Raw genomic sequence first — 14,128 nt, forward strand, 5'->3', positions numbered from 1 at the left:
TCGACCCGAAAAAGAACCGCGCGCGGGAAGGATTTTCATGGATCGCATCGTCGTCGCCGACGACCACCCTCTGTTTCGGGCGGCGTTGAGATCGGCCGTCGAAAAGGCCGCGCCCGGCGCCGTGATTGCGGAATGCGCCAGTCTGGCCGAGGTTCAGGCGGCGCTGGCTGACGGGGCGACCGACCTGCTGCTGCTGGACCTCAAGCTGTCCGACAGCGAGGGCATGACGGGCCTCAGCCGCATCCGCGCCGACCACCCTGCCGTGCCCGTCGCCGTGGTCTCGGCCAGCGAGGAGCCGCCGACCGTGCGCCGCGCCCTGGCCCTCGGCGCCGCCGGCTTCATCCCGAAATCCGCCGCCCTGCCGGTCATGGTCGAAGCCATCACCGCCATCCTGTCCGGCGACAGCTGGTCTCCCGACGTGGGCGAGGCCGGCGCCGAGGAAGGCGATCTGGAAGCCCGCATCGCCAGCCTGACGCCCTCGCAACTGCGCATCCTCGAAGGCCTCAAGGCCGGGCGCCTGAACAAGCAGATCGCCTTCGACCTCGGCGTCACCGAGGCCACCATCAAGGCCCACCTGACCAGCGTCTTCCGCAAGCTGGGCGTCCACAACCGCACCCAGGCGGTGATCCTGGCCCAGTCGATCGACCTGTAAAGCGCCGCGCCTCTCCCTCCCCTTCATGGGGAGGGAGAATTTCAGTCTAGCGCGACAGGAACGCCTTCAGGGCCGCCGGCTTGACCGGCTTGGGCAGCAGGGTCGCGCCCGCCGCCGTGGCTGTCTCCTTCAGCCCCTCGCGGGTGTCGGCGGTCACAAGCCCGATGCGGCGCACGCCGCGTGCGCGCAGGGCGTCGACCACGCTCAGCCCGTCAGCGCCGTCGCCCAGATGCAGGTCGACCAGGGCCGCGTCGAACGGCCCCTCGGCCGCCACGCCCTCGGCCACCGACCGCGCGGTCGTGGTCTGCGCGCCCCAGCGGCTCAGCAGGGCCGTCAGGGCGTCGAGGATGGCCGGCTCGTTGTCCACGCACAGCACCCGCAGCCCCGCCAGCGGCAGACGGGCGTCGCCCTCGGCCGGAACAGGGGGCGCGACTTGGGCGGCGGCGCGCGGCGCGCTGACGCGGAAGGTGGTCCCGCGCCCGACGCGCGAGGCCATCGACAGCGGGTGGTTCAACAGGTCCGACAGTTTCTGCACGATGGCCAGACCCAGACCGGCGCCCGGCTCGTCCACCGGCGCGCCGGGCAGGCGCACGAATTCGCCGAAGACGCTTTCACGATCCGCGTCGGGGATGCCGCGCCCGGTGTCGCAGACCAGCATCCGCACCGTCGCGCCGTCGCGCCGCGCTCCGACCAGGACCCGGCCCCGGTCGGTGTAGCGGATGGCGTTGGCGACCAGGTTCTGCAGCATGGAGCGCAACAGGTCGTGGTCCGAGGCGACCCACAGGCCGGACGGCGCCACCGTCAGCCGCAGGCCCTTGGCCCGGGCCATGGGCGCGAACTCGCGGCGCAGCTCGGCGAAAAGGGCGTCCAGCGACAGGGGGGCGACCGCAGGCTGAACCCCGCCCGCCTCCAGCTTGGACAGGTTCAGCAGGGCCGTCAGCAGGCGGTGGGCGCTGTCGATGGAACGGTCGGCGTTGGTCGCCAGTCCGCGCGCGGCGGACCCTGGCGCCAAGGCCTGTTCCTCTTTCAGCGCGGCGATGAACAGGCGCGCGGCGTGCAGGGGCTGGAGCAGGTCGTGGCTGGCGGCGGCGAGGAAGCGGGTCTTCGACGCCGTGGCGTCTTCGGCCAGACGCCGGGCTTCTTCGAGCCGTTCGGTGCGGTCGGCGACGCGGGCCTCCAGCCGCTCGTTGGCCTCTTCCAGATCACGGGCGGCGCGGCGCAGGGCGGTGATGTCGGTATAGCTGGTGGCGTAGCCGCCGCCGGGGATGGGGGCGCCGGAGGAGCGAAGAATTCTGCCGTCGGGCTGCTCGCGCTCGTGGTCATGCGGGATGCGGCGCGACAGGGCCTCCAGCCGCCGTTCGATCCAGGCCTCGATGTCGCCGGGGTCGGTCTCGCCGCGCTCGGCGTTCAGGCGATAGACGGCGGCGATGGGCAGGCCGACGTGGATGAAGCCGGACGGCAGGTCGAACATCTCGACATAGCGCCGGTTCCAGGCGGTCAGGCGCAGGTCCTCGTCCACCACGCTGACGCCTTGGTCGATGTTGTCCAGCGTGGTCTGCAGCAGGTCGCGGTTGAACTGGACCGCCTGCGAGGCCTCGTCGAGCATCCGCACCACGTCCTCGGGGGCCCGGCCCCCGGCGGCCAGGGCGGCGGCGATGACGCGGCGGGCCGAGGCGGCGCCGACCGCGCCCGCCAGCATTCGTTCGGCGGCGCGGGCCAGCCCGGCGTCGGCGGGGTCGGCGTCACGCAGCTTGATCTCGGTTTCGCGCGCCCAGGCGGCGAAGGCGCGTTCGGCCCGCTCGTCGCCGATGAAGCGGGCGACCAGAGCCTTGAGGTCGCCGACCGAGGCCCCGGCCGAGCCGCCGCGCCCCTCCATCCAGTCCGGCCCCAGACGGTCGACGAAGGCGCGGGCCTGGACCTGATCAATCAGGCGCGGACGGCTCAGCTTCGACACGGCGATGAAGACGCCGAGGTTCAGCGTCAGGCTGAGGAAGACCCCTGCCGCGAACGGGTCCGCCAGCCCCAGCATGGCGGGGATGTTCAGGCCGAAACCGGGCGCCAGTTGCGGCGCAGCCAGCATGACCAGCCAGACCGTCATCCCGACCGCCAACCCCGCCAGGGCGCCGCGCGAACGCCCGCCGCGCCACAGCACGGCCCCGAACAGGGCCGGGGCCAGCTGGGCCAGGGCGGCGAAGGACACCAGCCCCATGGCCGCCAGTCCGCTGGACTGGTCCATGGCCTGATAATAGACCCAGGCCATCAGCAGCAGGGCCACGATGGCCAGGCGGCGGATGTTCAGGATGGCCCGCGCCATGTCGCCCGCGCGCTCGCCGCGACGGCGCCGCTCGGCGGCCAGCAGCGGCAAGACCAGATTGTTGGACACCATGGCCGACAGGGCCACGGCCTCGACGATGACCATGGCCGTCGCCGCCGAGAAGCCGCCGACGAAGACGATGGCCGTCAGGGCCGACTGGCCGCCGTTCAGCGGCAGGGCCAGCACCAGCAGGTCGGGATTGACGTGGGGCGCGAACAGGCCGCCCGCCGCCACCAGAGGCAGGACCGCCAGACTGGTGAGCAGCAGATAGACGGGGAAGATCCAGCGCGCGCGGCGCACCTGGGCCGGATCACCGCCCTCGACGAAGGCGACGTGGAACTGACGCGGCAGGCAGAAGATGGCGAGCGTGGCCACCAGGACGATGGCCCAGAAGCGCCCGTCCAGATCAGGCCAGCGCGCCAGATCGCCGAGGCTGGCCTTCACGTCGGCCGAGGCCGGGGCGTGACGCAGCAGCACCAGGGCGAAGATCGCCACGGCCAGCAGGGCCGCCAGCTTGACGATGGACTCGATGCCGATGGCCTGGATCAGGCCGCGGTTGTGCTCGGTCAGGTCGGGACGCCGGGCCCCGAACAGGATGGCGAACCCGGCCAGAACTCCCGCCATGACCAGGACCGTCAGGCTCTCGGACCCGGCCACGGGCGTGCCCGCCGTCAGCATCTCGCCCGCCATCGACAGGGATTTCAGCTGCAGGGCGATGTAGGGCAGGGAGCCCAGGATGGCGACCGCCGCCACCGCCGCGCCGAGCGCCGGGCTCTTGCCGTAGCGCGAGGAGATGAAGTCGGCCATCGAGCCGACGTTCTCGCGCCGGGCCGCCGCCGCGATCCGTTTCCACAGCGGGAACAGCACCGTCACCCCGAGCGCCGGGCCGATGTAGATGGGCAGGTATTCCCAGGCCGACCGCGCCGCCGTCCCCACGGCCCCGTAATAGGTCCAGGAGGTGCAGTAGATGGCCAGCGATAGGGCGTAGAGCGACGGCCCCAGCGCCCCGCCGCGCGTCTTGATCGACGGGCGCTCGTACCACCAGGCGACCGCGAACAGGGTCGCCATATAGGCGGCCACGAGGGCCAGGGTCGCGAGGCTGAACATGACCGGCATCTGGGACGGAGCGGGGCTGTGGGACAAGAAGGAAATGACGCGGCGTCTCACCTGCGTCATCCCGGAAGCGGCGCAGCCGCTATCCGGGACCGCAAGAAACCTTGTCGACGGCGTTCTGGCCGGGATGAGGGCGAATGAAAATGGGGCGGCCCGGTCGAAACCGGACCGCCCCCCTGAACTGGCCTACTATGCCTTACGCGTTCAGATCGACGTCCTTGCCTTCTTTGACCAGCAAGAAACCCAGTACGACGGTCGCCAGCGCCACCACGATCGGATACCACAGGCCGTAGTAGATATTGCCGGTGGCGGCGACCATGGCGAATGCCGTGGTCGGCAGGAAGCCGCCGAACCAGCCGTTGCCGATGTGATAGGGCAGGGACATCGAGGTGTAGCGGATCTTGGTCGGGAACATCTCGACCAGGGCCGCCGCGATCGGCCCGTAGACCATGGTCACGTAGAAGCCGAGGATGAAGAGGATCCCCACCACCAGCGGCTTGTTGACCAGGGCGCTGTCGGCCTTGGCGGGATAGCCGGCGGTGGTCAGGGCCTCGCCCAGACCCGCTTCCCAGGTCTTCTTCTGCGCCGCGAAGTCAGCGGTGGTCATGGCGTCGCCGCGGAAGCTGGGGATCACCGCCTGATCGCCGATGCGGACCTCGGCCACGGTCCCGGCGGGCGCCGCGACATTGGTGTAGGTCACGCCGGCCTTGGCCAGATAGGACTTGGCCACGTCGCAGGAGTGGTTGAACACCGTCTTGCCCACGGGGTCGAACTGCAGGTGGCAGTCCGCCGGGTCGGCGTAGACCGTGACCGGCGCCGAGGCCGCCGCCGCCGCCAGGCGCGGGTTGGCCGCTTCGGTCAGGGCGTTGAACAGCGGGAAGTAGGTGGCGGCGGCCAGCAGGCAGCCGGCCAGGATGATCGGCTTGCGGCCCACCTTGTCCGACAGCCAGCCCCAGAAGATGAAGAAGGGCGAGGCCAGCAGCAGGGCGACAGCCAGCATGACGTAGACCAGCGAGGCCTCGACCCGCAGCACCCGCTCCAGGAAGAAGAGGGCGTAGAACTGGCCCGTGTACCAGATGACGGCCTGGCCGGCGGTCAGACCGACGAGGGCGATCAGCACCAGCTTCAGGTTGGGCCACTTCATGAAGCTGTCCTTCAGGGGCGTGGTCGAGCCCTTGCCTTCGGCCTTCATGCGCTTGAACGAGGGGCTCTCGGCCAGCTTCAGGCGGATCCACAGGGAGACGCCGAGCAGCAGGATCGAGACCAGGAAGGGAATGCGCCAGCCCCAGTCGAGGAAGGCTTCCTCGCCCACGGCGTAACGGACCCCCAGGATGACGGCCAGGCTGAGCACCAGACCGGCGGTGGCCGTGATCTGGATGAAGGAGGTGTAGAAGCCGCGCTTGCCGTGCGGGGCGTGCTCGGCGACGTAGGTGGCGGCCCCGCCGTATTCACCGCCGAGCGCCAGACCCTGGATCAGTCGCATGAGGACGAGGATGATCGGGGCGGCGATGCCGATGGCGGCGTAGGGCGGCAGCAGGCCGACCACGAAGGTCGAAAGGCCCATCAGCAGCATGGTGACGAGGAAGGTGTTCTTGCGTCCCCACAGGTCGCCCAGCCGTCCGAAGACGATGGCGCCGAAGGGCCGCACCGCGAAACCGGCGGCGAAGGCCATCAGGGCGAAGATATAGCCGGTCGTCTCGTTCACGCCCGAGAAGAACTGGGTGGTGATGATCGCGGCCAGCGAGCCGTAGAGATAGAAGTCGTACCATTCGATGACGGTGCCGACGGACGACGCAAGGATCACGAGCCGGTCGTTCTTGTCGACCGTGTGCTCCGCGCCCTCCGCCGCATCCATGGTGCGGTCGGTCATGGGCAGTCCCTTCCTTTAGAGCCGCGTGGCGCGGCCGTTTCCTCGCGATCCTGTTGCCGGATCGTCGGAAGGGAGAGTGACAGCAGGTGGCGGACTTTGGAGAGAGCGACTTTGGTCGAACGCCGCAACGCCTAAGGTCGGGCGGCGAGGTCCGCCAGGATGGGGCAGTCAGGCCGCTCGTCGCCGGCGCAGCAGCGGGCCAGGTCGCGCAGGGTGTCGGCCATGGCCTGCATCTCGGCGATGCGGGCGTCCAGGGCGGCGACGTGGGCCTCGGCCATGGATTTGACCTCGCGGCTGGGGCGCTCGCCGTCGCGCCACAGGGACAGGAGGCGGGTGATCTCCTCGACCGAGAAGCCCAGCCCCCGCGCCCGGCGGATGAAGCGCAGGTCATTGACGTCGCGGTCCGAGAAGTCGCGGTAGTTGCTGTCGGTCCGGGCCGCCGGCCGGATCAGGCCGACGGACTCATAATAGCGGATCATCTTGGCCGAGACGCCGGTGGCGGCGGAGGCTTGACCGATGTTCATGACTTGGCTCCGGCGATCAGGGGCTTGAAGCTGCGCAGGCGCAAGGCGTTGGTCAGGACGCTGACGCTGGACAGGGCCATGGCCCCCGCCGCCAGCATGGGCGACAGCAGCAGGCCGAAGGCCGGGAACAGCACCCCCGCCGCCACCGGGATCAGCACGACATTGTAGCCGAAGGCCCAGATCAGGTTCTCGGTGATGTTGCGCATGGTCGCGCGCGACAGGCCGACGGCGTTGACCACGCCGCGCAGGTCGCCGCCGGTCAGCACCACGTCGGCGCTCTCGATGGCCACGTCGGCGCCGTGGCCGACGGCCAGACCCACGTCCGCCGCCGCCAGGGCCGGGGCGTCGGTGACCCCGTCGCCGACGAAGGCGACGCGGCGGCCGTCGGCGCGCAGGCTTTCGATCACCGCGACTTTCCCGTCGGGCAGGACCTCGGCGCGGACCTCGTCGATGCCCAGGCGGCGGGCGACCGCCTCGACGGTGCGGCGGTTGTCGCCGCTGATCATGGCCGTCTTCAGACCCAGGGCGTGCAGGGCCCGGATGGCGGCGGCGCTGGTCGGCTTGATCGGGTCGGCCACGGCGACGACCGCCGCCAGCCGCCCGTCGACGGCGGCGTAGAGCGGGGTCTTGCCCTCGTCGCCCAGCCGCGCGGCGGTCTCGGCGAACAGGGCCGGATCGAGGCCGAGGTCGCGCATGTAGCGGTCGGCCCCGACCTGGACCGTGCGGCCGCCGACCACGCCCTCGGCGCCCATGCCGGGGGCCGAGCCGAAGCGGTCGGGGGCGACGACGCCCAGGCCGCGCGCCTCGGCCGCCTTGATCAGGGCCTGGGCGATGGGGTGTTCCGACCGGGTCTCGACGGCGGCGACCAGGGCCAGGACCTCGGCCTCGTCAAAGCCCTCGGCGGTCTGCAGATCGGTCAGTTCGGGGCGGCCCAGGGTCAGGGTGCCGGTTTTGTCGAAGGCGATGACCTCGACCCCCTTCAGCGCCTGCAGGGCCTCGCCCTTGCGGAACAGGACGCCCAGTTCGGCGGCGCGTCCGGTCCCGACCATGATCGAGGTCGGCGTCGCCAGGCCCATGGCGCAGGGGCAGGCGATGATCAGCACGGCCACCGCATTGACCAGGGCCATGCCCAGGGCCGGCTGCGGCCCGAAGATCAGCCAGACCCCGAAGGTCAGGACGGCGGCGGCGATGACGGCGGGCACGAACCAGCCGGTGATCTGATCGACCCGCGCCTGGATGGGCAGCTTGGCGCCTTGCGCCGCCTCGACCATGCGCACGATCTGGGCCAGGACCGTGTCGGCCCCGACCTTTTCGGCGCGGAAGCGGAAGGCCCCGGTGGTGTTGATCGAGCCGCCGACCACCTCGGCGCCCACGGTCTTCTCGACCGGGATCGGCTCGCCGGTCAGCAGGGATTCGTCGATGAAGGAGGCGCCGTCGACCACCATGCCGTCGACCGGGACGCGCTCGCCCGGACGCACCGAGACGACGTCGCCGGGGCGGACCTCGGCGATGGGCAGTTCGACCTCGACGCCGTCGCGCTCGACGCGGGCGGTCTTGGCCTGCAGGGCCATCAGGCGGCGGATGGCCTGGCTGGTGCGGCCCTTGGCCTTGGCCTCGAACCAGCGGCCGATCAGGATCAGGGTGACGATCACCGCCGCCGCCTCGAAATAGACGTTGGCCGTCCCGGCGGGCAGGACGCCGGGCGCGAAGGTCGCCACGCTCGAGAAGGCCCAGGCCGCCGTGGCGCCCAGCACCACCAGGGAGTTCATGTCCGGGGTCAGCCGGATCAGATTGGGCACGCCGGCGCGGAAGAAGCGCAGACCCGGCCCGAACAGGACCAGGCCGGCCAGGACGAAGCTGATGATCCGCCACGGCGTCTGGCCGATCGTGCTGTTCAGCCAGTGGTGGGCTCCGGAGATGAAGTGCGAGGCCATCTCGATCAGGAACAGGGGCAAGGTGGCGACGGCGGCGACCGCGACGGCCCGGCCGAGGCCGCGCTGTTCGGCGTCGCGGGCGGCCTGCTCGCGGTCCTGGGCGTCGGCGTCGGGGGCGCCGACCGGCTCGGCGGCGTAGCCGGCGGTCTTGATCGCGGCGATCAGGGCGGCCTGATCGGTCGCGCCGTCGATGGCGCGGATCGCGGCCCGCTCGGTCGCCAGATTAACCGAGGCGTCCAGCACGCCGGGCGCGGCCTTCAAGGCGCGCTCGACCCGGCCGACGCAGCTGGCGCAGGTCATGCCCGTGATCTTCAGTTCGATGTCGTGCTGGCCGGGCGCATAGCCCGAGGCGCGGATGGCCTCGGCCGCGGCGGTCGCGGTTCCCTCGTCCGTCAGCGTCACCTGGGCGCGGCCCGAGGCCAGGTTGACCGAGGCGTCGGCGATCCCCGGCGCGGCTTTCAAGGCGCGTTCGACGCGGCCGACGCAGCTGGCGCAGGTCATGCCGCGCACGGGGATTTCAATGACGCGGGCAGGCGATATGGTCATGGCCGAAGCTCCTCAGCTCACCGTGTTCGCCATCCTCATGAAGGTTCCCATGATGGCAAGGTCAAGGGCCTGATTTTCGCGGGCGCGCCGTTTCGCTGTTGTCGCAACGGGCGACAGGGACCAAATGGAGACCTGACGTCGCCATCCGGCGGCCTGGCGCGAGAGGACATCAATGGCCCGTAAGCCCAACTACAGTTTCGAGCGGCAAGAGCGCGAACGCGCCGACGCCAAGAAGGCCGAAGCCAAGGCTGCGGCCAAGGCCGCCAAGAAGGCCGCCAAGGCCGCCGGTCTGACCGAGGACGACGCCGAGCCGGCCGAGGACTGACGGCTTTCGGGCCTTACAGGCCCATGCAGACGTATTTCCGTTCGAGGTAGCCCTCGATGCCGTGGCCTGAGCCTTCGCGACCCAGGCCGGATTGCTTGATCCCGCCGAAGGACGCGACCTCGGTGGAGATCAGGCCGGTGTTGACGCCGACCATGCCGGTCTCCATCGCCTCGGCCACGCGTCAGACCCGGCCCATGTCGCGCGCGCAGAAGTATCCGGCCAGACCAAACCCGATCGCATTGGCCTGCCTCAACGCCTCATCCTCCGTCGAAGCGGACGACGGGCGCGACGGGACCCGCCGTCTTCGCGGCCCAGGGCTTCATCGCGGCCTCGGCGGCGGCGGCGGCGACGGCGCGGCAGGCGCTCGCCGGTCGCCGGGTCCGTCACCTCGAAGGTCGCGCCGTCGTCGGCCCCGATCCGTTCAGGTCGCGGCGATAACGCCCCGAAGCGTCCGGCTGCAACCGTGAATGATCAGCCCAACGTCAGCCCGATGCGGACCAGGGCCGACAGGCTGTCGGCCTCCATCTTGGTCATGACCTTGGCGCGGAAGACCTCGACGGTGCGGGGGCTGATGTCCAGGGCCAGGGCGATTTCCTTGTTGGAGGCCCCCTGGATCAGGGCGTCGAACACCTGACGTTCGCGCGGGGTCAGGCGGGCCAGCCGCACCTGGATGGCGGCGCGGGCGCCCTGTGCCTGATTCAGATCGTTCAGCCGGGCCAGGCAGCCGCGCACCGTCTCGATCAGACGCGACGGGTCAAAGGGCTTTTCGATGAAGTCGACGATGCCGGCCTTCATCATCTGCACCACCATGGGCACGTCGGCGTGGCCGGTGATGACGATGACGGGCCAGGCGTTTCCGCGCAGTTCGCCCAGGCGGCGCACGACCTCGGCCCCGCCCATGTCAGGCATCCGCATGTCGGTGATGACGCAGGCCGTGGCGTCGTCGGGCATGGCGGCGAAGAAGTCGATCCCGCTGGCGAAGCCGCGCGCGCGAATGCCCTCGCTGCGCAGCAGCGTCAGCAAGGAATCGCGGACCGCCGCGTCGTCGTCGATGATGAATACGGAATGGAGGCTCATGTGTGCTCGCCGACCGCTTCGCGGATCAGGTTAAACGAGAAAGCGGCGCCCCCCAATGCGCTTCTTGCGACGACCAGCCGCCCCCCATGACTTTCGACGATGGTGCGGGTGACGGACAGGCCCAGCCCCATGCCGCCGGACTTGGTGGTGGTCATCGGCTGGAACATGCGCTCCACCTGATCGGCGGCGATGCCCGGGCCGTTGTCCTCGACGCTGATCGCATACTGGGTTTCAGACAGCGGGCGGCCGATGATGACGACGTCGGGTTCGGGTCGGTCGCCGACGGCCTCGACGGCGTTGCGGACCAGGTTGACGATCGCCTGCTGGAACTGGATCCGCTCGGCGCGGACGTGGTCGGCCTCGCCTTGCAGATTCATGCGGACCGTGACGCCCTTGGCGGCGCCGATCATGGTCAGGATCGGGCCGAGGTCCTCGATCATGGAGGAGGCGCGTTCCCGATCCAGGCTGCGGACCTCAAGCGACAGCAGTTCGCGCATCCGGCGGATGATCTTGCCGGCGCGCAGCAACTGGGCCTTGGCCAGCTCGGTGGTGCGTCGGGCGCTGTCGCCCAGCGGTCCGGCCCGTTCCATGTCCATCTGGCTGGCGTGCAGATAGGTGGCGGCGGCGCTGAGCGGCTGGTTCAGTTCGTGGGCCAGGGTGGCGGCCATTTCGCCCAGCGAGTTCAGCCGCCAGACCTTGTTCAGCTGCGTGTGCAGCTCGCGCGCCTGGGCGTCGGCGGCGTGCCAGCGGCTGAGGTCGGTCAGGCACAGGGCGATCAGGTCCTCGCCGTAAGGACCGGGCACGCGCCCGCACTGGATGTTCAGGGGGAAGGTGGCGCCGTCGACCCGCGTCCCGCTCCAGTGTCCGTCGGCCGATTCCAGCGCGCCGCAGGCCAGGCCGGGATGGTAGACGGCGGCGGTGTCGAAGGCGGGCACCAGGCTGTTGAAGGGGCGACCGCGCACGGTGGTCTCATCGACGCCGAACAGCTGGGCGGCGGCGGGATTCATGCGTCGGACGGCGCCGTCGATCTCCAGCGTCACGACGGGCACGGTGGTCAGGACGGTGCTCAGCAGGGCGTCCTGGGCGGCCAGCTTGTGGGTCAGCAGGTCGGTCCGATCCCGGAGCTTGCGCAGCCCCATGCACAGTTCGGCCACGCCCCAGGCCACCAGGGCGAACATGACGGCGTTCGTCGCGGCGTCCGTGGCGCTCTCGCGCGTCACCAGAACCAGGTTCAGGGCGATGGACAGGGCGATGGCCAGCGCCACCGCCGAACGCCGGGCCAGCAAGGCCGTGGCGATCACGGCCGGCAGCATCGGCAAGTAGTAGAAGCGGCCCAGGTCTTCGAGCAGGAACCGTGCAGCCAGGGCGACGCCCACCGCCACGATCGCCAGAATTGCTCCGCCCCAGCGCCCGCGTGAGGCTGTCGCGGCTGCCGCCAGCGTGTTTTTCATCACAGGATGAATGGGTCTTCCTCGCGGATTACTGGAACCTCTGACGCTGAAGACTGCGGAGCAGGGTTCTACAGAATCGAGCCACGGCGGGCCTTCTATACATTGGTCGAGGGTAATGCAATTCGTCCATTAACCTTGACGAGGCGCTGCTCAGACGCCGCGCGAACGGCGCCAGTAGCGGCAGAAAAATGGCGATTACTATGGTTTCCTGTATCTTAATTCTCAAGGTTGTTGTGAGGGGGCGGGCCGGGGATCAACGGATTCGAACCCGGCCGGCCCGGCCGGCGATCCTACGGACTATGCGGGTTTTTACGTAGGTTCCGATTTACAGAAATCTACGTTTGTTCGCCCCATGAAGGCCTCAGGATCACTGAGGTAAAAATGCTTTTCAAAATGAACGGCAATGGGCGCCAGAACGGCGCGCGTTTCATCCCCGCCATCGTCGGCCCCGTCGTCGCGGGCCTTTCCACTGTTCTGGCGGCCGGGGCCGTGCAGGCTCACGCCATCGACGCCCAGATCGGCGTCGCCAGCGAATATGTCGGCAAGGGCCTGGGCAAGAGCGCCGGCGACCCCAGCGTCAACGGCTCGATCGAGGTTTCGAGCGGCGACTTCTACGCCAACGTCTTCGCCTCCACCGCCAAGCTGTCGCAAGGCTCGGACGCCGAGATCGTCAGCGCCGTCGGCTGGCGGCCCAAGGCCGCCGGTTACAGCTTCGATTTCTCGGTGGTGAACCGCGACCTGCCGGGCACCCGCGCCGGCGTCGACGCCAACTACTGGGAATATCAGGCCGACGCCTCGCGCAAGATCGGCCCGGTGAACACCCGCCTGCGCGTCAACTATACGCCGGACGGCTTCGCCGCGACCAAGGAAGCCTGGTGGGTCGAGCTGCAGGGCACGGTTTCGGTCGGACCCAAGACCAAGGCCTCGGCCGCCATCGCCGACCGCACCGCCGACGGCGGCGCCGAATACGCCGCCTGGAACGTCGGCGTGAAGCACAAGCTGACCGACAAGCTGGCGCTGGACGTGCGCTGGTACGACACCGACAGCCACGCCCTGGGCGAGAACTATGACGGCCGCCTGGTGGGCGCCCTGACGTTCGCGCTCTGAGCCGGCCGCACAGAAACCTGGGGGGGAGAAGACAATGAACATGTTGAGCGATCTGAAGATCGAAAAGAAGTTGGTGGCGGCCTTCGCCGTCGTCATCGCCGCGATCGCCGTCATGGGCGTGACGGTGTTCATGCAGGTCAACGCGCTCGAGGGCGCGCGCATGGACCGCGTCCGCGCCTCGGCGACGCAGCGCGAGGCCGAGGCGGCGAAATTCTATCTGGCGCGTCAGGAAAGCAGCTATCGCGGCTTCCTGCTGTCGAAGGACGCCTATTATCTGGAGCGCCTGAGCGCTCACCGCGAGAATTTCGGCAAGAGCCTTGATCGGATCACTCAACTCGATCCCAACAGCGAAGATGAAGTCCGCGCCGCTCGCGCCGCCGCCGACGACTGGGCCAAGAACGTGGTCGAGGCCGGCCGCGTCCTGGCCGTCGATCCCGGCACCTACGCCCAGGCTGTGGCCATGGTCGGGCGCGAAGGCGTCGCGGACAAGTACATCAGCCCCGCCGAGGACGCGCTGGAGGCCCTGGTCGAGGAGAAGGCGCAGCAGAGCCGCGTCTTTGGCGAGATCCAGGACTCCGTCGCCAAGTCGGTGCGGATGGTGCTGATCGGCGGGGTCGTCCTGGCCCTGATCATCGCGGCGGGCATGGCCTTCCTGCTGACCAACCTGCTCGGCAAGCCCCTGCTGTCGATGACCTCGGCCATGCGCCGTCTGGCGGGCGGCGACACCTCGATCATCGTGCCGGCCATGGGCCGCAAGGACGAGGTCGGCCAGATGGCCTCCGCCGTCACCGCCTTCAAGGACGCCGCCATCGCCAACGCCCGTCTGGAAGCCGAGGCCGCCGCCCAGCGCCAGGCGGTCGAGGACGAGCGCGCCCGTGTCGAGGCCGAGCGGGCCAAGGACGCCGCGGAGGACCATGTCGCCATCAGCTCCCTGGCCAAGGGTCTGAACGCCATGGCGCAAGGCGATCTGACGCACCGGATCGACGTCGCCTTCGCGCCCAAGGCCCAGCAGCTCAAGACCGATTTCAACGCGGCCATCGCCCAGTTGGAGCAGGCCGTGGCCGTGGTCGTGACCAACGTCGCCGCCATCCGTTCGGGTTCGGGCGAGATCAGCCAGGCCTCGGACGACCTGTCGCGCCGCACCGAGCAGCAGGCCGCCAGCCTGGAGGAAACCGCCGCCGCCCTGGACGAGATCACCGCCACGGTGAACAAGAC

Annotated in this window: 10 protein-coding genes and 1 pseudogene; 4 read left to right on the forward strand and 7 right to left on the reverse strand. The window is 69.7% G+C overall.

Going from position 1 to position 14,128, the window contains the following annotated elements:
• The first annotated feature begins 37 nt into the window (after positions 1–37).
• Positions 38–652 (forward strand): response regulator transcription factor, encoded by a 615-nt coding sequence (locus VGE49_RS08710; RefSeq protein WP_331034167.1) that lies wholly within the window; start codon positions 38–40, stop codon positions 650–652.
• 46 nt (positions 653–698) lie between these two features.
• Here VGE49_RS08710 and VGE49_RS08715 read toward each other — a convergent pair whose 3' ends face one another.
• The 4 genes from VGE49_RS08715 to VGE49_RS08730 all read right to left on the reverse strand — a co-directional run bounded on the left by VGE49_RS08715 (position 699) and on the right by VGE49_RS08730 (position 8,953).
• Positions 699–4,073 carry a hybrid sensor histidine kinase/response regulator gene (locus VGE49_RS08715; protein WP_331034168.1) on the reverse strand — a complete coding sequence of 1,125 codons (3,375 nt, stop codon included), beginning with the start codon at positions 4,071–4,073 and terminating at the stop codon, positions 699–701.
• A 202-nt stretch (positions 4,074–4,275) separates the two neighbouring features.
• Complete coding sequence (locus VGE49_RS08720; protein WP_331034169.1) at positions 4,276–5,949, reverse strand: MFS transporter; 1,674 nt, start codon at positions 5,947–5,949, stop codon at positions 4,276–4,278.
• A gap of 131 nt (positions 5,950–6,080) precedes the next feature.
• A complete protein-coding gene (gene cueR, locus VGE49_RS08725; RefSeq protein ID WP_331034170.1) occupies positions 6,081–6,473 on the reverse strand; it encodes a Cu(I)-responsive transcriptional regulator in 393 nt (130 codons plus the stop codon).
• Positions 6,470–8,953: a heavy metal translocating P-type ATPase gene (locus VGE49_RS08730; RefSeq protein WP_331034171.1), complete on the reverse strand. Its 2,484-nt coding sequence runs from the start codon at positions 8,951–8,953 to the stop codon at positions 6,470–6,472. The genes cueR and VGE49_RS08730 overlap by 4 nt, the downstream gene beginning before the upstream one ends.
• Positions 8,954–9,125: 172 nt before the next feature.
• On the opposite strand from VGE49_RS08730, the gene VGE49_RS08735 reads away from it, so the two are divergent.
• Entirely contained in the window at positions 9,126–9,278 is a 153-nt protein-coding gene (locus VGE49_RS08735) for a hypothetical protein (RefSeq protein ID WP_331034172.1), read from the forward strand.
• Between the two features lie 13 nt (positions 9,279–9,291).
• On the opposite strand, the pseudogene VGE49_RS08740 reads toward VGE49_RS08735, so the two are convergent.
• The 3 genes and pseudogenes from VGE49_RS08740 to VGE49_RS08750 all read right to left on the reverse strand — a co-directional run.
• Positions 9,292–9,577 (reverse strand): annotated as a pseudogene (locus VGE49_RS08740) (aldehyde dehydrogenase family protein); the annotation flags it as partial.
• 172 nt (positions 9,578–9,749) lie between these two features.
• Positions 9,750–10,355, reverse strand: coding sequence for a response regulator transcription factor (locus VGE49_RS08745; protein ID WP_331034173.1), 606 nt, complete (start codon positions 10,353–10,355; stop codon positions 9,750–9,752).
• On the reverse strand, positions 10,352–11,806 hold the full coding sequence (locus VGE49_RS08750) for an ATP-binding protein (protein WP_331034174.1): 1,455 nt from the start codon (positions 11,804–11,806) through the stop codon (positions 10,352–10,354). The genes VGE49_RS08745 and VGE49_RS08750 overlap by 4 nt, the downstream gene beginning before the upstream one ends.
• Positions 11,807–12,187: 381 nt before the next feature.
• On the opposite strand from VGE49_RS08750, the gene VGE49_RS08755 reads away from it, so the two are divergent.
• Complete coding sequence (locus VGE49_RS08755; RefSeq protein ID WP_331034175.1) at positions 12,188–12,913, forward strand: TorF family putative porin; 726 nt, start codon at positions 12,188–12,190, stop codon at positions 12,911–12,913.
• Positions 12,914–12,947: 34 nt separating this feature from the next.
• The coding region (locus VGE49_RS08760) for a HAMP domain-containing protein (protein ID WP_331034176.1) at positions 12,948–14,128 on the forward strand (1,181 nt) is incomplete at its 3' end.

This window comes from Brevundimonas sp. (assembly GCF_036405315.1).
Taxonomy (GTDB): Bacteria; Pseudomonadota; Alphaproteobacteria; order Caulobacterales; family Caulobacteraceae; genus Brevundimonas.

Bases quoted from the DNA above. Each gene is read 5' to 3' on its own strand.
- VGE49_RS08710 (WP_331034167.1), top strand. From the start codon at position 38: ATGGATCGCATCGTCGTCGCCGACGACCACCCTCTGTTTCGGGCGGCG.
- VGE49_RS08715 (WP_331034168.1), bottom strand. From the start codon at position 4,073: ATGTTCAGCCTCGCGACCCTGGCCCTCGTGGCCGCCTATATGGCGACC.
- VGE49_RS08720 (WP_331034169.1), bottom strand. From the start codon at position 5,949: ATGACCGACCGCACCATGGATGCGGCGGAGGGCGCGGAGCACACGGTC.
- cueR (WP_331034170.1), bottom strand. From the start codon at position 6,473: ATGAACATCGGTCAAGCCTCCGCCGCCACCGGCGTCTCGGCCAAGATG.
- VGE49_RS08730 (WP_331034171.1), bottom strand. From the start codon at position 8,953: ATGACCATATCGCCTGCCCGCGTCATTGAAATCCCCGTGCGCGGCATG.
- VGE49_RS08735 (WP_331034172.1), top strand. From the start codon at position 9,126: ATGGCCCGTAAGCCCAACTACAGTTTCGAGCGGCAAGAGCGCGAACGC.
- VGE49_RS08745 (WP_331034173.1), bottom strand. From the start codon at position 10,355: ATGAGCCTCCATTCCGTATTCATCATCGACGACGACGCGGCGGTCCGC.
- VGE49_RS08750 (WP_331034174.1), bottom strand. From the start codon at position 11,806: ATGAAAAACACGCTGGCGGCAGCCGCGACAGCCTCACGCGGGCGCTGG.
- VGE49_RS08755 (WP_331034175.1), top strand. From the start codon at position 12,188: ATGCTTTTCAAAATGAACGGCAATGGGCGCCAGAACGGCGCGCGTTTC.